Raw genomic sequence first — 23,759 nt, 5'->3', positions numbered from 1 at the left:
CGGCAGCGGTACAAGCACAACCAGAGGAAAGGCACAGCATGACTGAGGTCCACGCGGTGGTGGACGGGCCGGTACCGGCCCAGGCTGCTCCCGACCACGACCGGCCCGACGGGCACGCCGGCGAGGCGCGCATCCGTGAGCTGCTCGGCCGGATGACGATCGAGGAGAAGATCGCCCAGCTCGTCGGCTTCTGGGAGAAGGAGGACGGGGAGGCGGTCGCACCCCTGCAGGGCGAGTTCGGCGACGCCGTCAAGCTCGAGGACTTCGCCCGGCACGGACTGGGCCATCTCACCCGGGCCTACGGCACCCGCCCGGTCGACGCCGCGGACCGCGCGGCCTGGCTGTGGAAGTTCCAGCGGGAATTGGTGACGGGCACCAGACTGGGGATCCCGGCGATCGTCCACGAGGAGTGCCTGACCGGGCTCTCGGCCTGGAAGGCGGCGACCTTTCCCACCCCGCTGAGCTGGGGCGCGGCCTTCGATCCCGAGCTCGTCACCGAGATGGCCGTGGCGATCGGGGCCTCGATGCGGGCGCTGGGCATCCACCAGGGACTCGCCCCGGTGCTCGACGTCATCCGGGACCCGCGCTGGGGCCGGGTCGACGAGTGCATCGCCGAGGACCCCTACCTGGTCGGCACCATCGGCACGTCGTACGTGCGGGGCCTCCAGTCGCAGGGCGTGCACGCCACGCTGAAGCACTTCGCCGGCTATTCCGCGTCGCGCGCCGGACGCAACTTCGCCCCGGTGCACGCCGGCCCCCGGGAGCTCGCCGACGTGCTGTTCCTCCCGTTCGAGATGGCGGTTCTCGACGGGAACGCCCGCAGCATCATGCACTCCTACACCGAGATCGACGGCGTTCCCGTCGCGGCCGATCCGACGATGCTCACCGGCGTGCTGCGGGACGCCTGGGGCTTCGACGGCACGGTCGTGTCCGACTACTACGGCGTGGCCTTCCTGAACCTGCTGCACCACGTCGCGGCCGACCACGCGGAGGCGGCCGCGCAGGCGCTGGCCGCCGGTGTCGACGTCGAACTCCCGACGGGCGACGCCTATCTGTCCCTGGGGGAGCGGGTGCGGGCCGGCGAGCTCGACGAGGCGCTCATCGACCGGGCGGTCCTGCGGGTCCTGCGCGAGAAGCAGGAACTCGGGCTGCTCGACGCCACGTTCACCGACGAGGCGCCCCGGGCGGTCGACCTCGACTCACCGGAGCACCGGTCGATCGCCCGCCGCCTCGCCGAGGAGTCGGTCGTCCTGGTCGCCAACCAGGGTGTCCTACCGCTGCCCGCCGGCCGGCGCGTGGCGGTCATCGGTCCGAACGCGGACCGGCAGGCCGCGCTCTTCGGGTGCTACTCCTTCCTCAACCACGTCCTCGTCCAGCATCCCGGCGTGGAGACCGGCATCGAGGTCTCGACCGCCCTCGACGCGATGCGCGTCGAGTTCGGCGCCGACCTCGTCACCTGGGCGAGTGGCTGCGACGTGGACACCGACGACCGCTCCGGTTTCGCGGAGGCCGTGGCCACGGCATCCGCCGCGGAGGTCGCCGTCCTGGTCGTCGGGGATCACGCCGGCCTCTTCGGGCGCGGCACGGTCGGCGAGGGCTGCGACCGGGAGGACCTGGAGCTGCCCGGAGTCCAGCGCGAGCTCGTGGAGGCCGTGCTGACCACCGGCACGCCGGTCGTCCTCGTGCTGCTCACCGGGCGCCCGTACGCGGTCGGCTGGGCACTGTCGCGCTGCGCGGCGGTGGTGCAGGCGTTCTTCCCCGGTGAGGAGGGGGCCGGAGCGATCGCGGGCGTGCTCTCCGGGCGGGTCAACCCGTCGGGCCGGCTGCCGGTGAGCCTGCCCCGTTCGGCGGGGGCGCAGCCGTACTCCTACCTGCACCCCACGCTCGGCGAGGGCAGCGAGGTGACAAACCTGCCGGCGACCCCCGCGGCGGCGTTCGGTCACGGACTGTCCTACACGACGTTCGCGTACGACGGGCTCAGTGCCCCGGCGACGGCGCCGACCGACGGCGCGCTGCACGTGACCGTGCGCGTGACCAACACCGGCGCGGTGGCCGGCGACGACGTGGTCCAGCTCTACGGCCGCGACCTGGTGGCCTCGGTGACCCGGCCGGTGGCGCAGCTGCTCGGCTACCGGCGCGTCCACCTGGGCCCGGGCCAGTCGGTCACCGTCGAGCTGACGGTCCCCACCACCCGCCTGGCTTTCTCCGACCGCACGCTCACCCGGGTCGTGGAGCCCGGCGAGGTCGAACTCTGGATCGGCACGAGCGCGCGGCGGGACACGCAGGCCCTGACCACCCTGGTCGGTGACACCGTGGCGGTCACCACCGACTCTCCGCGCTGGACGACCACCGAGATCAGGTGAGACCGGTCCGCCGGGCGTCCACGCGGACGCCCGGCGGACCGGCACACCCTCAGTGCAGGGGACGTCCTCGGGCGTCCGGGACCCCGGACTTGCGGAAGAAGTAGGCGTTGACCTGTTCCCGCCACTCCTCCGCGGAGCGCAGCTGTTCGTCGAGGCGTTCGCGCACCCGGTCGTACACCGCCGGGTCGAGCCGTGCAGCGCGGGCGCGGAACGCCTCCGGCGGCAACCAGGCGGCGTGCACGTCGTCCGGCTGGGCGGTGACCGGGAGGCTCACGCGGTGAACTCGTTCCGGATCATGGCGACCATCGGGTCGCTGCCAGCGGGTCCGCCGCACCCCGTCCTACGTCGACGGGTCGCCTTCGCCCGCCGGGCGGCCGCGCCCGCGCACTTCGGGATCGGCCTGCGGGACCGGGTCTGTCCACCGAGCACCGGGTTCGCCGCCTACCACCAGTACGGCGCCGCCACCGGCCGGCCGGCGCCCGTGGACCGGGAGATCCACGGCTACCCGTTCAACCAGCACGAGGGCGGTGAGGCCGTGCAGGTGCGGCGACAGCTGCGCTGGCTGGCCCGGGTGCTCGGCGCGCCGGCCGGTGCCGGACGGCCGGTTGACGACAGGGCCGGGCGGTCCTAGCGTGCCGGGAGATCGCGGCACTGTTCCGGAAACTCTCGGCCCGCTCCGGCCGGCTGACCCGCGCACCCCGACGAGCTGAGAGGCGGCCGTGTACACCGACCTGCCCGAGGCGGAGCTGCGCGCCCACCGCAGCGACCTGCGCGAGCCGCCGGATTTCGACGCGTTCTGGGCCGACACCCTCGCCGACGCCCGGTCCTGCGGCGACCCGGTCGAGGTGACCGCGGTGGCCACCCCGCTGGCCGCGCTGGACGTCTTCGACGTCACCTTCCCGGGCTTCGCCGGGCAGCAGGTGAAGGCGTGGCTGCGGGTGCCCCGGGACGCGCCCGGGCCGCTGCCGACGATCGTGCAGTACGTCGGCTACGGAGGCGGACGCGGCCACCCGTTGGAGAACCTGCTCTGGGCCGCCGCCGGCTTCGCGCACCTCCAGATGGACACGCGGGGACAGGGTTCCGGCTGGAGCCGGGGCGACACCCCGGACATCGCCGGGGCCGGCCCGCAGGCCCCCGGGATGACCACCCGCGGCGTCGAGGACCCCCGCCGGTACTACTACCGCCGCTTCCTCACCGACGCCGTGCGGGCCGTCGACGCGGCGCGCCGCCTGCCGGCCGTCGACGCCGCCCGGGTCGCCGTGCTCGGTCACAGCCAGGGCGGCGGGGCCGCGCTCGCGGCCGCCGCCCTGGTGCCGGACCTGCGCGCGGCGGTCGCGTACGTGCCGTTCCTCTGCGACATGCCGCGCGCCGTGACGATCACCGACGCCGCGCCCTACCGGGAGATCCGGGACTACCTGGCCGTGCACCGGGACCGGGAGAAGCAGGTGCTGCGCACCCTCGGCTACGTCGACGGGGTCGCCTTCGCCCGCCGGGCCACCGTGCCGGCGCGGTTCTCCGTGGCGCTGATGGACGAGATCGTGCCCCCGTCCACGGTCTTCGCCGCGGTCAACGCCTACCGGGGACCGGCCGAGCTGGCCGTGTGGCGGTACAACGGCCACGAGGCGGGCGGGATCGACGACGACGCCGCGGCCCTCGACTTCCTGCGTACCGCCCTCGCCGGCTGAGCGCCCGGAAGTTCCGGACTCGCTGCGGCGGTTCGTGACCTTCGCATCCGCCGCCCGGATCGTCATCCGCGGGTCGCGACCGCCGCTGATCGTCCGTGAGCAGCGGTGATGCCTTCGGGTCGAGGTCCCAGATGACCGCGGGGTCACCGCAACATTTCCGGAAGTTGTTGACAGTGTGACGACGTGCGGTCGATGCTTTCGCCATCGAAATCCATCCATCCCTGCCGCTGCGGACCGCCCGCCACCTGCCCCGCCGCCGGCCGTCGAGAGAGGAAGCACGCACATGACCGACGCCCCCGCCCGCGCGAGGACACCCCGACGCGGACGCCTCCGAATGCTCATCGGCGGCGCCTGCGCCGCCGTCCTGGTCACCGCCGGCGCCACGGCCCTGCTGTCGAGCCCCGCGCAGGCCGAGACCGTGACGTCGAACTCGACCGGGACGAACAACGGCTACTTCTACTCCTTCTGGAAGGACAGCGGCAACGTCTCCATGAACATGGGTAGCGGCGGCCAGTACAGCACCCAGTGGAGCAACGTCAACAACTTCGTCGCCGGCAAGGGCTGGAACCCCGGCGCACGCCGGACGGTGACCTACTCCGGCACTTTCAACCCGTCCGGCAACGCCTACCTGACCCTCTACGGGTGGACGAGGAACCCGCTCGTCGAGTACTACATCGTCGACAGCTGGGGCACCTACCGGCCCCCGGGTGGCCAGGGGTTCATGGGCACGGTCACCAGCGACGGCGGCACGTACGACATCTACCGGACCCAGCGGGTCAACGCGCCCTCCATCGAGGGCACCCGGACCTTCTACCAGTACTGGAGCGTGCGGCAGTCCAAGCGGGTGGGCGGCACCATCTCCGCCGGCAACCACTTCGACGCGTGGGCCCGGTACGGCATGAACCTGGGCAGCCACGACTACCAGATCCTGGCCACCGAGGGCTACCAGAGCAGCGGCAGCTCCAACATCACGGTGGGCGGCGCCGCCCCCGGCCCGACCACCCCGCCGCCCGGCGGTGGCGGCTGCTCGGTCAGCGTCAGCCGCGCCGACGAGTGGAGCGACCGGTTCAACGTGAACCTCTCGGTCAGCGGCAGCAGCAACTGGGTCGTCACCATCCGGACCAACGGCGGTCAGACCCTGCAGAACAGCTGGAACGCCTCGATCAGCGGCACCAGCGGCACCCTCACGGCCCGGCCCAACGGCAACGGCAACAACTTCGGCATCACGCTCTACAAGAACGGCAACAACACGACGCCCACCGCGAGCTGCGCGACCGGCTGACCCGATGCGGGGGTGGGGTGCCGGCGGTGGGCCGGCACCCCACCCGCCACCTGACCAGGGCCGGCCGGGCGACCATGGCCGGTCGTTTGCCAGGAGGGCGGACGGGTAGGCCCCGCCATGGCAGCCGCGCCGGTCACGCACCGCACCGTCGACGTGGACGGCATTGCGACGTTCTACCGGGAGGCCGGCGCGGCCGACGCCCCGGTCGTGCTCCTGCCGCACGGCTACCCGTCGTCGTCCTTCCAGTTCCGCCACCTGCTGCCGGCGCTCGGCGACCGGTGGCGGCTCCTCGCCCCCGACCTGCCCGGATTCGGCTACACGCGAGCGGACGAGGGACGGTTCGCCTACACCTTCGACGCGTACGCCGGCTTCCTGCGCCGGTTCACCGAGGTCCTCGGCCTGCGGCGGTACGCCATCTACCTCCAGGACTACGGCTCCCAGTTCGGTTTGCGCCTGGCCCTGGGCGCGCCGGAGCGGGTCGCGGCCCTCGTCATCCAGAACGGCGACATCTATCCCGACCAGCACGGACCGAAGTACGCGCCGCTCAGGAAGATGTGGGCCGAGCCGTATCCGCAGGCCCTGGCGACGGTGGCACCCACCGTCTCGGAACGGGGATTCCGCGACGAGTTCGTCGGTGACCTGCCGGAGGAGATCGCCGGCCGGGTCAGCCCGGACCTGTGGGTCCTGTCCTGGGCGCAGGTGGGCCGACCGCCCGGCCCGCAGCACCTCGCCCGCCTGCTCGCCGACCAGCGCACCACTGTCGACTGGTTCCCCCGCCAGCAGGCGTACCTGCGTCGGCACCGGCCGCCCACGCTCATCGTCTGGGGGCCGCACGACGGCTACATGCCCGCCGGCGCGGCGCGGGCGTACCTCCGGGACCTCCCCGACGCGGAGCTGCACCTGCTCGACGGGGGCCACTGGCTGCTGGAGACCCACCTCGACGAGGTGGTGGCGCTGATGCGCGACTTCCTGGGGCGTGTGCACCGCTAGCGCCCTGCCGCCTCCGGTGCCCGGCCCGGCCCGGGGGATAGGGTGCGGCGGTGGAGGAACCGAGTTCCCTGTTCCGGCGGGCCGCCGAGCACGCCGCAGACTACCGGCGGTCGTTGCCGGATCGGCCGGTCGGCGTGCCGGCCGACCACGCCGCGTTGACCGACGCGTTCTCCGGCCCGCTGCCCGCCGCTCCCTGCCCGCCCGAGCGGGTGCTCGCCGAACTGGTCGCCGCGGCCGAGCCCGGCCTGGTCGCCAGCGCCGGCCCCCGGTACTTCGGGTTCGTGGTCGGCGGCGCGTTGCCGGCGGCGACCGCGGCCGACATCCTCGCCGCCGGGTGGGACCAGCTCGCGTTCAACGCGGTCACGTCGCCGGCCGCCGTCGCCGCCGAGACGGCCGCCGGCGGCTGGCTGAAGGAGCTGCTGGGGATCCCGGCAGCGTCGTCGGTCGGGTTCGTCACCGGCGCCCAGGCGGCGAACACCGCCGGGCTCGCCGCCGCCCGGCACCAGGTGCTCGCCGACGTGGGCTGGGACGCGGAACGGCGGGGGCTGCTGGGGGCGCCGCCGATCCGGGTGATCGCGGGGGACGAGCGGCACGGCACCATCGACCGGTCACTGCGCCTGCTCGGCCTCGGGACGGACGTGGTGGAGCCGGTGGCCACCGGCGCGAACGGCGCCGTCGACCTCGAATCGCTGCGGGCCGTGCTGCGAGCCGACGGCCCGGGCCCCACCATCGTGTGCCTGCAGGCCGGCAACGTGAACACCGGCGCCTGCGACGAGCTGCGCGAGGCGTGCGAGCTGGTCCACCGGCACGGCGGGTGGGCGCATGTGGACGGCGCGTTCGGACTGTGGGCCGCGGCGAGCCCGACCACCCGGCATCTCGTGGACGGGCTGGAGCTGGCCGACTCGTGGGCCTGCGACGGCCACAAGTGGCTGAACCTCCCGTACGACTCGGCCTTCGCGTTCTGCGCCCGTCCGGACGTGCACGCGGCGGCCATGTCGTACGCCGCCGCGTACCTGGTGGGTTCCGGCGGCGCGCCGGCGGGCGCGGATCTCACCGCCGAGTCCTCGCGCCGGGCGCGGGGGTTCGCCGTCTGGGCGGGCCTGCGGGAACTCGGCCGTGACGGCGTCGCCGCGCTGGTGGACCGCTGCTGCGCGCTGGCCCGCCGGTTCGCCGAGGGGCTGACCGCGGCCGGATTCGAGGTGGCGAACGAGGTGGTCCTCAACCAGGTGCTGGTCGGCTTCGGCGACGACGCGCGCACCGACCGCGTGGTGGCCGCCGTGCAGGCGGACGGCACCTGCTGGGCGGGCGGCACGACGTGGCGGGGGCGGCGCCTCATGCGCCTGTCGGTGTCGAACGCCGCCACGACCGAGGCGGACGTGGACCGCTCGATCGCCGCGATCGTCCGCCTCGCCGCCTGACACCGATGTCGGCCGCACCGGTCACCGGTCAGGTCCTGCCGGTGGCCGGCCCCGGCGCGTGGATCGGCGGGTCGGCCTGCGCGGCGCAGCCGCCCGAGCATGCCGGCGAGGTCCTGGACGAACAGCTCGTGGCGGAAGTAGTGGCCTCCGGGGACCCCCCGCCATTCGTGCGGGATGCCGGCCTGCCCGAGGGCCGCCCGGAACTCGCGCTGGCCGGCCAGGAAGATCCGCTTGTTGCGATAGCTGCCGATGCACTGGACCGGGTTGTCGGCGCTGACCCGTGCCTCGTCCGGATCGCGTCGGTGGCGAAGCGGTAGTACTGCAGGCGGCCGCCGTTCTCGTTGCGGTCCACGATGCGCAGGCCGTAGCCGTCGCCGGCCGCGCTGGCCATGGACGGCCCGGTGAGGGTGCCGGCGAGGGCCCCGGCCGCGGCGACACCCGCGGTGCCGGTCAGGAGACGCCGACGGCTGACCGGTCGACCGCCGTTGCGGGCCTTGTGCATGGTTCCTCCAAGCGTCGGGGTGGGTTCACAGGGTGGTCTCACCGGCGAAACCACCCTCTGAGGGAGGACCTGAGCGCTAGTACCAGTACGTGTTGAGCGCCGTCACGGCGGCGGCGGGTCCGCCGAGGTCGTACCGGTCGACCGCCACGTAGTTCGGCTTCTTCCGGGCGGCCGGCTGGCAGAACCGGCCCGCCCGGTTGAGCACGCCGGCGTTGTCGGCCGCGGCGGTCACCGGCACCGGGGCGTCCCGGAAGTGGTTCATCACGAACAGCGGCCGGAACGCCGACTCGCCGCCGTCGGTCAGCGGCCGGTCCGGCCACCGGCTCACGCACGTCCAGTCGCTGGCGCCGACGCCCCGGCCCATGGACCAGTAGTTCTCCACCGTCCACTCGCGCTGGTAGAGCACCCCGAAGGTGTCCCGGGTGAGCCCGCCGGCCTGGTCGTCCTCGCGGCGGCGGTCCGTGAAGATCAGCAGTCGCCGGTCGCGTTCGCGCAGCTCGCGCAGGCGGGGCCAGCCGGTGGCCGGCACCCCGTCGAGGTCCGGCCGGTATAACAGGTCGGTCAGGCCCTGGACGCGGGCCAGCTCGGCGCGGAGCACCGGCGCGCTGACGTAGTCCTCCAGGAAGACGGTGACGAACTCGCGCGGGTTGCCCCGCAGGAAGTCCACGATCCGTTGCAGGTCGACCCACAGCGCCACCGGCCGGAACACCAGGAAGCAGCTGTTGTGGCACAGGATGGCGCCGTCGCGGGTCTGGTGGATGTCCAGCTGGAATCCGCGTACGCCGCCGGCGAGCTGCCGTTCGACACCCCGCACCTGGTTGGGGAGCAGGTCGAGCACGGGCGGGGCGAAGCCGCCGTCGACGCCGTTGGCGTAGGCGTTGTGCGCGGTCAGGAAGGTCACCTGGTCGAGGCGGCGCTCGTCCTCGGCCGGCAGCGGGCGGGTCACCGGCTCGACGGGGGTGAGATACCAGGTCGCTCCGGCCGGCTCCAGGCTCAGCTCCGCCCGCCCGGGTACGGCGGTGAGGACGCGGCCGGCGCCGGGCTCGGCGAGCGTGAACCGCTCGGGTCCGGCGGCGGTGACGACCCACCGGGCCGCCGGGTCGGCGCAGCCCACAGCCACCACCGCGCCGTCCCGGCGGCCCAGGCACCACCCGGGCGTGACCGTGTTCTCCAGCAGGTGCCCGTCGCCGCCGGTGCGCAGCCGCCACTGCTGCCGGTCCTCGTCGCCGCGCGGGGACCGCTGGAGGATTACGCCGTCGCGCTCCGCCGCGTTCAGGCCGGTGCGGACACTCTGCAGGTAGTACGTCCCGTCGGGCGCGGCGGCGTCGTCCGCCCGGGCGGGCGCACCCGTGGCGATCAGGCCGGCCACGACCACCAGGACCACGCCCCGTTCGCGACGTCCGACCACCGCAGCCTCCCGCAGCCCGCTGCGCCGACCGCCGACCGATCGGCTCGCGTCTATGCTAAGCGCGGCTTGTGAACGGATGTCGATCCCCTGTGGAGCGAGGACGGCTGGCATGACGGGACCCCGCCTGCACTCCCGCTACCCCTCGGTCGCGCCCCGGCTGCCGTTCCTGCCGCTGGGCACGGGCCCGAGCCCGGTCCGCCGGATCGAGCCGCACGAGCTGTGGATCAAGGACGACAGCCGGTACGGCGACCGGTACGGCGGCAACAAGGTCCGCAAACTCGAGTGGAGCCTGGCGGACCTGTTACGACGACGGTGCGGTGTCGTGGTGACCGGTGGTGGCACCGGAAGTCACCACGCCGTGGCGGTGGCCCGCTACGCCGCGGACACCGGGATCCAGGCCCACGTTGTCGCGGTCGAGCAGCCGTACGACGCGCACGTGGGGGAGCAGCTGGCCGCCGTCCGCGCGGCCGGCGCCACGATGCACCGGGTGGACACGGTGGCCGGGGCGTACGCGACGGCGGGCCGGCTGCTCGTCGGCGCGGCCCTGCGCGGGCGACGTCCCGGCCTGCTGCCGGTCGGCGGGTCCAACACGCACGGCTGCCTGGGTTTCGTCGAGGCCGCCCTCGAACTCGCCGAGCAGGTCTCCGCCGGGGAGCTGCCCCCGCCCCGGCGGGTGGTCGTTGCGGTCGGCTCGGGTGGCACGGCCGCCGGGCTGATCCTCGGCCTGGCCCTCGCCGGGCTCGACAGCGAGGTGGTGGGCATCCTCGTCAACGACCGGACCCGCGTGGGTCCGGCCCAGGTCCGCCGCCTGGCCGGGGCGACCGCGCGACTGCTGCGCCGGCACGGCGCGCCGGTGCCCGACCCGGTGCCCCTCGCGCCGTTCGACCTGCGCCGCGAGTGGCTCGGGCCCGGGTACGGGAAACCGTCCGGGGCGAGTGTCGAGGCCGCGGGATGGCTCCGTGAACATGCCGGCCTGGTCGCCGACCCGGTCTACACGGCCAAGGCGGCAGCGGCGATCCGTGACCTGCGCGAGGAACGGGACGCTTCCGGACCCACGCTCTACTGGCACACCGCGCCCGGCGCCATCGCTGGCGGTAACCGCTGACCGGCGCGGCGCCCCGCAGCCCGGGACCGGCGGGTGCCGGGCCGCCGTCAGCGTGGTGACCGGTCAGCTGTCCTGGCCGGCGGGGATGAGCCGGTCGGGCGCGGGCGGAACGTCGTGGCGACCGGCGTCCAGGTCGGTGAGGTCGCCGGCCGCGTTGATGAGGCCGATGTGCGACAGCGCCTGAGGAAAGTTGCCCAGGGCCTCCCCGCTGTACGGGTCGATCTCCTCGGAGAACAGGCCCAGGTCGTTGGTCCGGGCGGCGAGCCGCTCGAAGAGCCGCCCGGCCCGCTCGCGCTCGCCGGCCAGCGCCAGGCAGCTGACCAGCCAGAAGGAGCAGATGAGGAAGCCGGCCGGGTCGCCGTCCCAGCGGCGCAGCAGGCCGTCGTGGGACAGCCTCCCCTCGATGGCGCGGATGGTCGAGCGCATCCTCGGATCGTCGGCGGGAAGGAAGCCGACGAGCGGCATGAGCAGCACCGAGGCATCCAGCTCCTCGGCGTCGAAGGCCGCCGTGAAGGCCGTCAGCCGCTCGCTCCAGCCCTGGGTCAACACGGCTCGTCGCACCGCGTCCCGGGCGGCCGCCCACCTGGCCACGTCCGCCGCGGAGCCCAGGTGGGACCCGAAACGGACGGCGCGGTCCAACGCCGTCCAGCATGCACCTTGGAGGACACGTAGTGGCGTTCGGCGTCCCGCGCCTCCCACATCCCGGCGTCGGGCAGGTGCCAGTCCCGCGCGGCCCGCTCCGTCATCGCGCGCAGCAGTTGGCGGAGGTCCGGTGGCATCGGGTGGAGGTACTCCCGCATCAGCCAGGCGGCGCTGAGCGGTTCACCGTGCACGTCGTTCTGCCGTTGCCGCCACGCGTCGTTGCCCACCAGCACCGGACGGCTGCCGGCGAACCCGGCCAGGTGGTCGAGGTGGTGTTCGGTGAGGTCCCGTTCCCCCTCCACCCCGTACATGATCGGCACGATGCCCTCGTTCATGCCCATCGACCGGGTCAACCAGCCGACGTGCAGGTTGAGCTCGTCGGTGCAGGTCACGCGCCAGAGCGCCTCCAACGTGAAGCTGAAGTCACGCACCCAGGCGTAGCGGTAGTCGTAGTTGCGTTCGCCGCCCAGCTCCTCGGGCAGCGACATCGTCGGTGCGGCCACCACCGCGCCACTGGGCCGGTAGGTCAGGCCCTGCATCACCAGCGTGCTGCGTCGCACCTGCTCCGGGTAGCGCCCGCGGTAGTCGTGCTGGCCCATCCAGGAGCGCCAGCCCGCGACGGCGTCGTCGATCACCTGCTGGGCGTCGAGCACCGCGGGCGGGTTGGCGTCGTAGGCCGGCGCGTACCCCAGGGTGAAGTGACAGGTCTCGCCGGCCCGCACCGTGAACGACCCGGACGCCTCCCCGACCTCGCACGTCAGGGGGACGGTCGACCGCAGGTCCAGCCGGGCCGAGGCGGCACTCACGACCAGCGCGCCGTCCTGCCGCTTCAGCAGGGGGACCATCCGGCCGTACTCGAAGCGTGGCCGGTAGCGCAGGCGCAGCGGAACCTCGCCGGAGAGCCCCCGCACCACCCGGGCCAGCAGCCTCGGGGAGTGCAGGCCGACGTCGTGGCCCCGCGCTCCCGGTTCGAGGGCCAGCGCGTCGATCAGGGCCACGCTGCCGGTCGCGGTGGTGAAGACGGTACGAAGCACGAGCGTATCGGTCAGATAGGCACGGCTCGTGCTGAAGCTACCTCGGGACGGATCACCCAGTGGCCGGCGTCGTCGAGCAGGCGGGCGAACACCGACGGAGCGTCGAACCGCGCGGGGCACCACCAGTTCACCGATCCGGCGCTGTCCACCAGCACCGCGCTACGGCCATCGGCCAGGAACCCGTGGTCCGCGATCCGTCCGCACCCCATGCGACGGACTACCCGAGCGGCCCACGGGTACGCCGGGCACGACTTCAGTCGGCGCGCAGGCTCACCAGTGTCCCGGTCAGCTGAGGGCGAGTCCGAGTCCCGCCGCGCCGGCCGGTGGGACGGCGCTCGTCGCGGCACCGAATGACGCCAGGTTGGCACCGGCGTGAGCCATCATGGCTTGCGCGTGTGCCATACCTGTGCCAGACTGGCACCATGGACTTGACCTCGTATGTGAACAACCTCGGACGGGAGTTCGCCACGCTCGCCGAAGCCGGCGGCGAGGAGGCGCGTGCGCTGGTCGAGCGCCTGACCGGGCCGCTCGAGTCGGCGATCCGGATGACGCTGCTGGACGCGCTGTCGACCGCTGCCGACGAGATCACCCGGGACCTGGCTCCCGGTTCGGTGGAGCTGCGCCTCCGGGGACGCGATCCGCAGTTCGTCGTGACCGCACCACCCGCCGAGCCGATCGGGCCGGCGCGCGAGGATGCTGCCGAGGCGGCCGGCGCGCCCGCCAGTGAGCTGCTCGTCGCCGAGGACGGCCCCTCCGCACGGATCAACGTACGCCTGCCCGAGCAGCTCAAGGCCGCGGTCGAGGAGGCCGCGGCCAAGGAAGGGCGTTCGGTCAACGCCTGGCTGGTCCGGGCGGCCGCCGCCGGCCTGCAGCGCTCCGACCGCGATCAGCGCCCGGCGCTACCCGGCGGCGGAAAGCGCGCCAAGCAGCACTTCACCGGCTGGGTGCGCTAGCCGCACCGCACGCTCACCTGACACCACGTCCCCGACCTCCGGGGACGGCTCACCTACCCATGATGCGGGGACCACCATGCCCAAATTCGAGACTCCCGAACCGATTTCCGTCACGCTCGAACTCGGCGTCGGCGACCTGCGGATCGCCGCGAGCGACCGGACCGACACCGTCGTCGAGATCCGCCCGAGCGACGAGACCGACGAGTCCGACGTGAAGGCCGCTCAGCAGGTCCGCGTCGACTACACCAACGGCACGCTCCGGATCACCGGTCCGAAGGCCCGTGCCTTCGACTTCTCCCGCAAGACCAGGTCGGTCGACGTGTCGATCGAACTGCCCAGCGGTTCCCAGGTGTCCGCCGAGATGCAGGTCGGCGACTACCGCTGCGCGGGCCGGCTCGGGCAGTGCCGCCTCAAGACCTCCGTCGGCAAGATCTGGCTCGAGCAGACCGGCCCGCTGCACGTGAGCACGTCGGCCGGCCACGTCACCGCCGACACCATCGCGGGCAACGCCGAGATCTCCACCGGCTCCGGCAAGGTCCGCGTCGGCCAGATCCAGGGCACCGCGGTGGTCAAGAACTCCAACGGAGACACCACGGTGGACGCGGTCGCCGGCGACGTGCGGGTGCGCGCGGCCAACGGCGACATCCACATCCACCGGGCCGGCGCGGGCGTCGACGCGAAGACCTCCAACGGCAGCATCCGCCTCGGCGAGGTGGTCCGTGGCGCGGTCGTCCTCGGCACCGCCCTGGGCGACCTGGACGTCGGCATCGCCGCCGGCACCGCCGCCTGGCTGGAGGTGAACACCGGATTCGGGCAGGTGCGCAACCAGCTGGACGACACCACCGGACCCGACCACGCCGACGAGACCGTCGAGGTACGCGGCCGCACCTCCTGCGGCGACATCATCATCCACCGCTCCTGATCCGCATCCGGCCCCCGGGAAAGGGAAACCATGACCAGCACGCAACCCCCGCCGGCGATCGTCGCGACCGGGCTACGGAGATCGTTCGGTGACCACGTCGTGCTTGACGGTCTCGATCTGCACGTGCCACGGGGCACGGTCTTCTCGCTGCTCGGCGCCAACGGCGCCGGGAAGACCACCACCGTCAAGATCCTCTCCACCCTGCTCCGTGCCGACGCCGGCGACGCCCGGGTCGCCGGGCACGACCTCGCCCGCGAACCGGACGCGGTGCGCGCCGCCATCGGGGTCACCGGTCAGTTCTCCGCGGTGGACAAGCTGCTCACCGGCGAGGAGAACCTGCGGCTCATGGCGGATCTGCACCAGCTCACCCGGCGTGACGGCCGGCGGCGCGCGGCCCAGCTGCTGGAGCAGTTCGACCTGACCGAGGCGGCCGGCAAGCCGGCGGCCACCTACTCCGGGGGCATGCTGCGGCGGCTCGACCTGGCGATGACCCTGGTCGGCAGCCCGCAAGTGATCTTCCTCGACGAGCCGACCACCGGGCTCGACCCGCGCAGCCGCCGGGCCATGTGGCAGATCGTCCGGGACCTGGTGGCCGGCGGCGTCACCATCTTCCTGACCACCCAGTACCTGGAGGAGGCCGACGAGCTGGCCGACCGCATCGCGGTCCTCGACCGCGGCCGGGTGGTCGCCGAGGGAACCGCGGAGGAGTTGAAGCGGCGCATCCCCGGTGGGCACGTCCGCCTGCGGTTCGCCGACCCGCAGTGCCTCGACGCGGCCATGCGCGTCCTGAACCAGGCCTCCCGCGACAACGACGCGCTCGCCCTGCGGGTGCCCAGCGACGGCAGCCTGCGCTCGCTGCGGACCCTGATCGGCCGGCTCGACGACCAGGCCATCGAGGTCGACGAGCTGTCCGTGCACACCCCCGACCTCGACGACGTCTTCCTCGCCCTCACCGGCGACTCCGCCAACGAGAAGGTGACCACGCGATGACGACCACCGCCGCCCTCACCGGCCCGCGTCCGGCCGACCTCCGCTTCCACCCGCTGCGCGACTCGGCGACGATGCTGCGCCGCAACCTCAAGCGCATGCTGCGGTATCCGTCGATGACCGTGATGCTCGTCGGCATGCCCGTCGTCTTCCTGCTGCTGTTCGTCTACGTGCTCGGCGGCACGCTGGGCGCCGGGCTCGGCGGAACGGTGCCCGGCGGCGCGGCCGGCGGTCGAGCGGCGTACGCCAACTACGTCGCGCCCGCGATCATCCTCATGACCGTGGCGGCCACGGTCCAGGGAACCGCGATCTCGATCGCCATGGACATGACCGAAGGCATCATCACCCGGTTCCGCACCATGCACATCGCCCGCGTCTCGGTGCTGACCGGGCACGTCCTGGGCAGCGTCATCCAGACGGTGTTCAGCCTGGCCATCGTGATCGGCGTGGCGGTGCTGGTCGGCTTCCGTCCCACCGCCGGGCTCGGCGGGTGGCTGGCCACCGCCGGTTTCCTGCTGGCGGTGACCTTCGCGCTCGTGTGGCTGTCCGTCGCGCTCGGCCAGGTGAGCAAGAGCGTCGAGACCGCGAGCAACCTGCCCATGCCCCTGGTCCTGCTGCCCTTCCTCGGCAGCGGGTTCGTCCCCACCGACTCCATGCCGGCCGGTCTGCGCTGGTTCGCCGAGTACCAGCCGTTCACGCCGATCATCGAGACCCTGCGTGGCCTGCTCATGGACGAGCCGATCGGCAACCACGCGTGGATCGCGCTCGCCTGGTGCGCCGTGATCGCGCTGGGCGGATACCTCTGGTCGAAGCGCCTGTTCAACCGCGAGTCCTGACTCCCGTTCGGCGGGCATCGAGGACCGCGCAGCCCGGGCGCCGCCGGCGAGCAGCCGACGGCGCCCGGTCCGTGCGGGTCAGTCGTTGTCGTGCGGCGGGGAAGGGTCGCCCTTCCCTGAGTCCCTGACGAACACGATCCCGTCGGTGCTGGCCACGTGGGCCGGGTCGAGCGGGGCGTAGCCGAACCAGGGGGACACCCGGGCCGCAGGCGTCAGCTCGGCCAGGACGGCGGCCAGGCGGCGGGCGTCGACGAGGTGACGGTCCTCCGGCAGCGCGTACAGCAGCCCCTCGACGGTGTCCGGGGGAGGGGTGTCGACTCCCTGGTGGCGGATGGTGCCGAGGGCCGTGGCGAGGAACGCGTACCGGTCGCCCAGGTGGGCGTCCACGATCGCGCCGGCGCTCCACCAGTCCACCGGCCGGCCGCCCATCCGCATCGTGCTCCTGGTCCGTTGGAGATGGCCGTTGTGGGCGTTCACCAGCGTCGGCCCGCGTTCGGCGAGGGCGAGCAGGTTGGCGGCCATCATGGAGTCCCGCACGCCGAGCAGCCACGCCATGCGGCTCGGTGACGTGTCCGCCATCCAGTGGTGGTAACGCAGCAGCCCGGTGGCGGTACGCGCGTACAGGCGGGCCCGGTCCCAGTCCTCCCGCCGGGAGGTCGCGACCAGGTGTGGTGTCTGCGCGTCGAGCAGGGCCACCAGGTCGTCGGCGAGCAGCCGTAGCCGCGTGGCCTCGGGCGTCCGCCCCACGGACCGGGACGGGTCCATCATGGCGGCGGGGTTCGTCCAGACGTCGTCGGCGCCGAGCAGCCGGTCGAGCGTGGCGGCGTCGCAGGGGAGCAGGTCAGGGTCGACCCAGGCGGTGAGGTAGGCGTGGAGTGCCGCGAGGGCCTGCCGGGGGCTCGCGGCGCCGGTGATCTCCAGCGGCCCGTCGAAACCGGCGAAGCGGACCTGCTGGGCCGCGGGCCGACCGTCGTTGTACGCCCGCATCCACCGCACCAGCTCACGGTTGGCCGGGAAGGCGCCCCACCCGTGGCTGAAGCCGCGCTCCATGACCTCGTCGAGGGTGCCGGCGCCCGAGGTGACGTGGTCGTCCACGAGCAGGCCCATCAGGCAGTCGCTCTCGATCGCGATCGTCCGGTAGCCCTCCTGCTCGACGAGCTGCCGGAACAGGTCGTTGCGCAGGTCGAGCAGGGCGTCCTCGCCGTGGGTGGGCTCGCCGAGCGCGAGCAGCCGCGGCCGGGCCGGGAGCAGGCGCATGGCGGCAGCGGCGTCAACGGGATGGGCGGTGTCTCTGATACCAGCAGTCATACCTCTCAACGCTATCGTTGAACCGACGGTGGAGACTTTTGCGCGATTCGAGCGGGACGATGCGGCGAAACCTTCAAGACGGTGGTCGGCTCAGGCCGGTCGACCTGGCGCGTGCGCACGGCCTGTCCACGCAGGCGGTCCGGAACTACGAGGCGGCCGGCATCCTCCCGAACGCCGAGCGCACCCCGCACGGTTACCGCACCTACACGCCGCGGCACGCGCAGGCCCTGCGCGTCTTCCTCGCCCTCGTGCCCGGACACGGCCAGCAGATGGCCACCTCGGTCATGCAGGCGATCAACCGGGACGCCACCGAGGACGCGCTCCGGCTCATCGACGAGAGCCACGCCCAGCTTCTCGACGACCGCCGCACCCTCCGGGCCGTCGAGGCCGCGCTGCGCGACCTGGAGCCGGTGCCGCCCGAGCGCGGCGACACGTTCGTCGGCCCCCTGGCGAGACGGCTCGGCCTCCGCCCGGCCACCCTCCGCAAGTGGGAACGCGCGGGCGTGGTCCAGCCGCGCCGCGACCCGCGGACGGGCTACCGGGTCTACCGCGCGGCCGACGTGCGCGACGCCCGGCTGGCCCATCAGCTCCGACGGGGGGGCTACCCGCTGGAACAGATCGCCCCGCTGATCGCCCAGGTCCGCACGGCCGGCGGTGTCGTGCCGCTCGCGTCGATGCTGGCCGACTGGCGCGCCCGGCTCTCGGCCCGGGGCCGTGCCATGCTCACCGGCGCCGCCGCACTCGACGCCTACCTCGAATGCCGGCCGGCCCCGCCCGGAAACCAGCCGACGGAGCGCTCCTCCGGTTCGACCCGCTGATCGCCGGAGGCCACGCGCCGGCGCCGCCGCTCACCCGGTCGGTCGATTCGCGCGGTGTGTTCCGGCAAGCCACCCGGCGTCGAGGTCGGGTGGGCCTACGCTGGAGACCGTTGCGAGGCGGGCTCCGGTCCGGGGCGCGCACACGACCTCGTGGGTACAGCCGGAAGGCATCGATGGCCGAGACAACCGCGCCGGGCCGCGTACGGAACGCCAGGGCGTGCCCCGGCGGCCGCCGCTGAGATGGACTGGGCCGGATGGGCAGTGTTCGGGTTGGTGGCCACCGCCGCGCTCACCGCGGCGATGATCACGGCGCAGATGGCGGGGTTCACCCGCCTGGACCTTCCCCTGGTGCTGGGGACCCTCGTGACCCCGGATCCCGACCGGGCGCGGGTCGTCGGCTTCTTCATCCACCTCGTCGCCGGTCAGGGCTTCGCCCTGGGATACGCGGCCGCGTTCGCCGTGCTGCACCGCGCCACCTGGTGGATCGGTGCGCTGTTCGGCGGGCTCCACGTCGCCATCGCGCTGACCGTGCTCCTACCCCTGCTTCCGGGTGTCCATCCGCGGATGGCCTCGCAGCGGGCCGGCCCGTCCAGCACGGCTGTGCTGGAGCCACCCGGCCTGTTCGCCCTCAACTACGGCGTCCAGACGCCGGCCGTCGCGGCCGTCGTCCACGTCATCTACGGGGTGGTCCTCGGACTGCTCCTCCGGGCCGGTTGAGCCCCCGGCGACCGGTGAGCCGGCCGTGACCGGGTCCCGTGCCCCGTCGCCGATCAGCGACTACGGCCTGCTGGGCGACACCCGCACCGCCGCCCTCGTCAGCGGCGACGGCGCCATCGACTGGCTCTGCGTACCCCGTTTCGACGGTGAGCCCCTGTTCGGACGCCTCGTGGGCGGCCCGGCGGCGGGAACCTTCCGGGTGGGCCCCGCCGCGCCCGCCACGGTCGTCGAGCGGCGCTACCGGCAGGACACCGCGACGCTCCAGACGACCTGGGCGGTGGGCGACCGCCGGCTCACCCTCACCGAGTCCATGGTGGCCGAGGTCTCGGGACGGCTGCTGCCCGCCACGCTGCTCGTGCGGCGTCTCTCGGCCGAGGGCGGAGCGCTGGACGCCGTCGTCGAGTTCGATCCCCGCCTCGGCGCACGGCACCGGCGGCCCCGCGTCCGCCGCCGCGGCGGGATCCTGGTCGGTGAGTGGGGGGCGCTGGCCGTGTCCCTGAGCTGCGCGCCCGACCTCGCGGTCGAGCCGGGCCGGCCCACCCCCGTCGAGGTGGCGCCGGGCCGCCCGGTCACCCTCGTGCTCGCCGTGGCCAACCGCGAACCGCTGATCCACGTCGAGCCCGAGGCGGCCTGGGGGCTCGTCCTCGCCGACGAGGCCCGCTGGCGGGCCTGGACGGCCGGGATCGACGGCGCGCTGCCGTTCCGCGAGGACGTCGTACGCAGTCTGCTGACCCTGCGGTTGTTGACGTACTCCCCGTCGCAGGCCCCGGTCGCCGCACCGACGACCTCGTTGCCCGAGGATCCCGGCGGGGCGCGGAACTGGGACTACCGCTACGTCTGGCCGCGCGACGCCAGCATCGGGGTCAACGCGTTCCTCGGCGTCGGCAAACTCGAGGAGGCCCAGGGTTTTCTCGCGTGGCTGCTGCACGCCAGCCGGCTGGACCGGCCCCGCCTGCCGGCGCTGTTCACCCTGACCGGCCGCCGCGTGCCACCGGAACGGGAACTGGCCGGCTGGCCCGGCTATCTCGACAGCGTGCCGGTGCGGTTCGGCAACGCCGCCGCCGAGCAGCACCAGCTCGACGGCTACGGCTGGGTAGTCGACGCCGCCTGGGTGTTCGTCCAGGCCGGGCACCCCCTCTACTCCGAGACGTGGCGGGCCGTGCGCGGCTTCGCCGACGTCGTCGCCGGCCGGTGGGGGGAGCCCGACGCCGGCATCTGGGAGGTCCGGGAGGCCGGTCAGCACGTGCACTCCAAGCTCATGGGCTGGCTCGCCCTCGACCGGGCCCTGCGCATCGCCGAGACCCACCGGGTTCCCGCCCGGCAACGCCGGCGCTGGCAGGAAGCCCGCGACGCCATCGCCACCGACGTGCGGACGCGCGGCTTCGACCCGACGCAGGCCAGCTACGTCCGCAGCTACGGCACCCAGGACCTGGACTCGGCTCTGCTCGTCCTTCCCCTGCTCGGCATCGACGGCATCGGGTCCGCCCGCGTGCGCGGCACCATCGACGCCATCCGCGAACAGCTCTCCGCCGGCGGTCCGCTGCTCTACCGCTACCCGCCGGGACGCGACGGTCTGCCCGGCGCCGAGGGCGCCTTCCTGCCCTGCTCGTTCTGGCTCGTCCAGGCCCTCGCGAGCACCGGGCGACGCCGCGAGGCCGAGGAGCTGTTCCGGGCGTTGCGCGACCACGCCAGCCCGCTCGGCCTCTACGCCGAGCAACTCGACCCCGCGACCGGCGCCCACCTCGGGAACTATCCGCAGACGCTGACCCACGCCGCACTCGTCCAGGCCGCGCTCGCGATCCGGGACAGCCCCGGCTGAGGTGGCCGCGCGGTCGTTCCCCTACCGGCGCCGGCGTCCGAGGAGCCGCCGGGCGGCCATGTAGGCGACCCCTCCGGCCAGCACCCAGGGCGCGGCGACGATCACCGGGTCGAGCGGGTGGTGCACGCGGCCGACGCGCCGGCCCCGCAGGCGCGAGGAGAGCCCGTGGTGCGTGAACTCGCTGACGACGCCCGTCTCGGTGACCGCCGCCGCAAGCGAGGGCTGGCGGCTGTCATCGCGGGCTGGAGGTTCACGGTGGGCGGTCGCCGTGCTCGCGCCCGCCGCGGCGGGTCAGCGGGCGGCGCAGATGTGGTGGTCCTCCCGGCCCCCGCAGTCCCCGAGCGCCGTTGCCCGTGGGCCCCGGGCTCGGCCGATCCGTCCTCCGAGCCCGACAGGTCGTGCCCGACCCGGAAGCGCCGGGGCTCGCCCCACGAGGGTGGTGACGCCCGGCGGCGGCGATCGTGGCGGCCGCGCGGACCGATACCGCAACCGGCGGCTCAACCCGGTCCGTCCGGGTGGCCACGTCGTGCCCGTGCCGCGCCCGCCGCAGCGGGGACAGCAGCAGTGGGACGGGCGCGAGGGTCAGGCCGACGCCGACGACCAGCAGGGTCGCGCGGATGCCGATGATCGAGCCGAGGGCGCCGCCGAGCAGGCCGCCGAGCGGCAGCGCGCCCATGACCAGGAACCGCATGGTGGCGTTGACCCGGCACTGGAGTCGCGCGGGCACGGTGGCCTGCCGGTAGGTGGTCTGGGCGATGCCGTAGACGACCTGGCCGATGCCGCTCCCGAGGAGGCCGACGACGAAGAAGGCCAGGCCCCAGCCGCGGGCGGTCAGCGGGACCAGCAGGTTGAACGGGCTGCTCACCACGGGGGCCAGCCAGATGGTGCGGGTCAGGCCGATCCGACGGGCGAGCCGGCCCGCCGTGACGGCGCCCAGCAGGGCCGCGGCGGGGGCGGCGGACAGCAGCACGCCGACGGCGCCGGGGGAGACGCCCACGGTGTCGACCAGGAACAGGACGATGAGGGCGGTGGCGGCGGTGAACAGCAGGTTCACGAGGGCGCTCGTGGCCGCGATGGCACGCAGCACCGGATCCCCGAGGACGTGGGCCAGGCCCTCCCGGGCCTCGTGCGCCGTGCCCGTCCCCGCGGGTCGGCGGTGCGCCGGCTCGCGGGCCCGGATCCGGGCCAGGCACACGGCGCTGACCAGGAAGCTCACGGCGTCGACCAGCAGGGTGTTCGTGGCGCCCAGCAGCTGGGTGAGCCAGCCGCCGAGGCTCGGGCCGGCGACCTGCCCGGAGGAGCGGACGGTCTCCAGCGTGCAGTTGCCCCGCAGCAAATCCGCCCGGTGCAGCAGCGTCGGCAGGTAGGACTGGTGGCCGATGTCGAACAGCACCCGCATGACGGCCATGACGGCGGCCGTCGCGATCAGCAGCGGCAGGGTGAGCCGGCCCAGCGCGGCCGTCACGGTGACCGCCACGAGCGCCGCACACCGGACCAGATCGGTGGTGATCAGCACCGGCCGGAGCGGTCGCCGGTCCAGCCAGACGCCGGCCGGCACCCCGAGCAGGAGGAACGCGCCGTTCTGCACGGCCACCAGGACACCCAGTTGCAGGGGTGTGGCGTGCAGGAGCAGCACGGCGATCAGCGGGAACGCGATCGCCGTGACGTCGGTGCCCAGCTGGGTGACCGTCTGCCCGGCGACGAGCAGCCGGAAGTCGGCGGACCGCCCGGGCGGCCCCGGAGGTCGAACTGTCATCTGTGCCCTCGCACGTGCGGTGACCCGGACCGGCGGCGGACACCGCCGCGGGGGAGCCGGCCACCGGCCCGCCGGTCGGCGGCGGGCGGGAGCGTGCGAAGAGCGGCTCGGGGCGTTGGGGGAGACCCACGGCCCTCGGTCCGAGGTTAGCCCAGCGGCCTCGGGGTGCGCGCCCGATCGCCCACGGCCAGGGCACCGGACGCGGGGCCCCGCGCGCCTGCGGGGCCCCGCGCGGCCTCAGCGGCCCTGGAGAGCCTTGACGTTGTCGCCGAAGGTCCAGCCCTTCGAGCCGTCCCAGTTGACCGACCAGGTCATCAGCCCCTTGAGGCCGCCCCGGTAGGTGTTCCAGGCCTGGGCCACCAGCGCCGGGCTCATGAAGCCGCCGCCGGCCCCGGTCTGCGCGGGCAGCCCGGGGACCTGCTTGTCGTACGGGACGCGGATGGTGGTGCCCTGCACGACCAGGCCGGTGTTGAGGCAGTCGGTCTGGACGACGAAGCCCTGCACGGTGCCGGCCGGGTACGAGTCGCCGGCGCAGCCGTACATCGAGCCGTTGTAGTACTGCATGTTCAGCCACCAGAGCCGGCCGTTGTCCGCGTACTTCTTGACGATCGGCAGGTACGCGCCCCAGATCGAGCCGTAGGTGACGCTGCCGCCGGTGACGTAGGCGGTCTCCGGGGCCATGGTGAGCCCGAAGCCGGCGGGCATCTGCGCCAGCACCCCGTCGATGATGCGTACGAGGTTGGCCTGCGAGGTGGAGAGCTGGTTGATGGTGCCGCTGCCGGTCAGCCCGGTCTCGATGTCGATGTCGATGCCGTCGAAGTTGTACCGCTTGAGGATCGGCACCACGGTGGCGACGAACCGGTCGGCGACCGCGCTGGAGCCGAGGTCGATGCCGGCGGTCGCGCCGCCGATCGACAGCAGGACGGTCAGGCCGGCGGCCTTGGCCTGGCACACCTCGGCGGGGGTGGGCACCTTCACGCCGGCGTCCATGCCGTTCTCCCAGAGCACCGTGCCGTCGGCGCGGATCACCGGGAACGCGGCGGTGATCACGTTGTAGCCGTGGGCGGTGATCCGGGAGTCGGTGACCGGGATCCAGCCCATGCCGGGGTGCACGCCGTTGGCGGCGCCGTCCCAGTTCTCCCAGTAGCCCTGGAGCACCTTGCCGGCGGGCCGGGACCGCAGGGCGCAGGTGGTGCCGCCGGCAAGGTGCTCCA

19 protein-coding genes and 2 pseudogenes are annotated in these 23,759 nt (G+C 73.7%); 14 read left to right on the top strand and 7 right to left on the bottom strand.

The genetic code is table 11. The features are described from left to right. Positions 1–38 precede the first annotated feature (38 nt). Positions 39–2,363: a beta-glucosidase gene (locus tag F8274_RS07985; protein ID WP_151461640.1), complete on the top strand. Its 2,325-nt coding sequence runs from the start codon at positions 39–41 to the stop codon at positions 2,361–2,363. Positions 2,364–2,412: 49 nt separating this feature from the next. On the opposite strand, the gene F8274_RS07980 is transcribed toward F8274_RS07985, so the two are convergent. Then, a complete protein-coding gene (locus F8274_RS07980; RefSeq protein WP_225853660.1) occupies positions 2,413–2,637 on the bottom strand; it encodes a hypothetical protein in 225 nt (74 codons plus the stop codon). A gap of 3 nt (positions 2,638–2,640) precedes the next feature. On the opposite strand from F8274_RS07980, the gene F8274_RS07975 reads away from it, so the two are divergent. From F8274_RS07975 to F8274_RS07955, 5 genes are all read left to right on the top strand, one after another. Next, positions 2,641–2,994, top strand: coding sequence for an acetylxylan esterase (locus tag F8274_RS07975; protein ID WP_225853659.1), 354 nt, complete (start codon positions 2,641–2,643; stop codon positions 2,992–2,994). 88 nt (positions 2,995–3,082) lie between these two features. Next, positions 3,083–4,048, top strand: coding sequence for an acetylxylan esterase (locus tag F8274_RS07970; RefSeq protein WP_151461638.1), 966 nt, complete (start codon positions 3,083–3,085; stop codon positions 4,046–4,048). Positions 4,049–4,331: 283 nt separating this feature from the next. Continuing rightward, entirely contained in the window at positions 4,332–5,330 is a 999-nt protein-coding gene (locus F8274_RS07965) for a glycoside hydrolase family 11 protein (RefSeq protein ID WP_370518203.1), read from the top strand. 117 nt (positions 5,331–5,447) lie between these two features. Beyond that, a complete protein-coding gene (locus F8274_RS07960; protein WP_151461636.1) occupies positions 5,448–6,320 on the top strand; it encodes an alpha/beta fold hydrolase in 873 nt (290 codons plus the stop codon). A gap of 50 nt (positions 6,321–6,370) precedes the next feature. Beyond that, positions 6,371–7,738, top strand: coding sequence for a pyridoxal-dependent decarboxylase (locus F8274_RS07955; RefSeq protein ID WP_151461635.1), 1,368 nt, complete (start codon positions 6,371–6,373; stop codon positions 7,736–7,738). Between the two features lie 74 nt (positions 7,739–7,812). On the opposite strand, the pseudogene F8274_RS32565 reads toward F8274_RS07955, so the two are convergent. Together F8274_RS32565 and F8274_RS07945 are read right to left on the bottom strand one after the other, a co-directional pair. Continuing rightward, positions 7,813–8,028: pseudogene (locus F8274_RS32565) on the bottom strand (esterase family protein); the annotation flags it as partial. A 288-nt stretch (positions 8,029–8,316) separates the two neighbouring features. Next, the gene (locus F8274_RS07945) at positions 8,317–9,648 is read right to left on the bottom strand and encodes a phospholipase (protein WP_151461634.1); all 1,332 of its coding nucleotides are present in this window, start codon (positions 9,646–9,648) and stop codon (positions 8,317–8,319) included. Between the two features lie 109 nt (positions 9,649–9,757). On the opposite strand from F8274_RS07945, the gene F8274_RS07940 reads away from it, so the two are divergent. Next, a complete protein-coding gene (locus tag F8274_RS07940; protein WP_225853658.1) occupies positions 9,758–10,753 on the top strand; it encodes a 1-aminocyclopropane-1-carboxylate deaminase/D-cysteine desulfhydrase in 996 nt (331 codons plus the stop codon). A gap of 63 nt (positions 10,754–10,816) precedes the next feature. Here F8274_RS07940 and F8274_RS07935 read toward each other — a convergent pair. Beyond that, a pseudogene (locus F8274_RS07935) lies at positions 10,817–12,638 on the bottom strand (glycoside hydrolase family 15 protein). Positions 12,639–12,851: 213 nt separating this feature from the next. Here F8274_RS07935 and F8274_RS07930 point away from each other — a divergent pair. From F8274_RS07930 to F8274_RS07915, 4 genes are all read left to right on the top strand, one after another. Beyond that, entirely contained in the window at positions 12,852–13,382 is a 531-nt protein-coding gene (locus F8274_RS07930; protein WP_151461633.1) for a YlcI/YnfO family protein, read from the top strand. Between the two features lie 76 nt (positions 13,383–13,458). Further along, positions 13,459–14,304, top strand: a complete 846-nt coding sequence (locus F8274_RS07925; protein ID WP_151461632.1) for a DUF4097 family beta strand repeat-containing protein — start codon at positions 13,459–13,461, stop codon at positions 14,302–14,304. Between the two features lie 30 nt (positions 14,305–14,334). Further along, the gene (locus F8274_RS07920; RefSeq protein WP_151461631.1) at positions 14,335–15,294 is read left to right on the top strand and encodes an ATP-binding cassette domain-containing protein; all 960 of its coding nucleotides are present in this window, start codon (positions 14,335–14,337) and stop codon (positions 15,292–15,294) included. Continuing rightward, positions 15,291–16,127: an ABC transporter permease gene (locus F8274_RS07915; protein WP_151461630.1), complete on the top strand. Its 837-nt coding sequence runs from the start codon at positions 15,291–15,293 to the stop codon at positions 16,125–16,127. The genes F8274_RS07920 and F8274_RS07915 overlap by 4 nt, the downstream gene beginning before the upstream one ends. Before the next feature lie 78 nt (positions 16,128–16,205). Here F8274_RS07915 and F8274_RS07910 read toward each other — a convergent pair whose 3' ends face one another. Continuing rightward, the gene (locus F8274_RS07910) at positions 16,206–17,384 is read right to left on the bottom strand and encodes an erythromycin esterase family protein (RefSeq protein WP_225853657.1); all 1,179 of its coding nucleotides are present in this window, start codon (positions 17,382–17,384) and stop codon (positions 16,206–16,208) included. A 110-nt stretch (positions 17,385–17,494) separates the two neighbouring features. Between F8274_RS07910 and F8274_RS07905 the strand changes: the two genes are divergently transcribed. From F8274_RS07905 to F8274_RS07895, 3 genes are all read left to right on the top strand, one after another. Continuing rightward, entirely contained in the window at positions 17,495–18,253 is a 759-nt protein-coding gene (locus F8274_RS07905) for a TioE family transcriptional regulator (RefSeq protein ID WP_151461628.1), read from the top strand. A 261-nt stretch (positions 18,254–18,514) separates the two neighbouring features. Then, positions 18,515–18,970: a hypothetical protein gene (locus F8274_RS07900; RefSeq protein ID WP_225853656.1), complete on the top strand. Its 456-nt coding sequence runs from the start codon at positions 18,515–18,517 to the stop codon at positions 18,968–18,970. Between the two features lie 25 nt (positions 18,971–18,995). Further along, a complete protein-coding gene (locus tag F8274_RS07895; RefSeq protein ID WP_151461626.1) occupies positions 18,996–20,789 on the top strand; it encodes a glycoside hydrolase family 15 protein in 1,794 nt (597 codons plus the stop codon). Between the two features lie 250 nt (positions 20,790–21,039). Here the strand turns inward: F8274_RS07895 and F8274_RS07890 are convergent, their stop codons facing one another. Both F8274_RS07890 and F8274_RS07885 read right to left on the bottom strand, forming a co-directional pair. Continuing rightward, the gene (locus F8274_RS07890) at positions 21,040–22,545 is read right to left on the bottom strand and encodes an MFS transporter (RefSeq protein WP_151461625.1); all 1,506 of its coding nucleotides are present in this window, start codon (positions 22,543–22,545) and stop codon (positions 21,040–21,042) included. A gap of 237 nt (positions 22,546–22,782) precedes the next feature. Beyond that, positions 22,783–23,759, bottom strand: a 977-nt coding sequence (locus tag F8274_RS07885) for a chitinase (RefSeq protein ID WP_151461624.1), incomplete at its 5' end; no start/stop codon positions are given.

Source organism: Micromonospora sp. AMSO31t (genome assembly GCF_008868175.1).
Lineage (GTDB): Bacteria > Actinomycetota > Actinomycetes > Mycobacteriales > Micromonosporaceae > Micromonospora.
The sequence above is the reverse complement of the archived record's forward strand: the minus strand, read 5'-3'. Positions and strand labels throughout refer to the sequence as shown.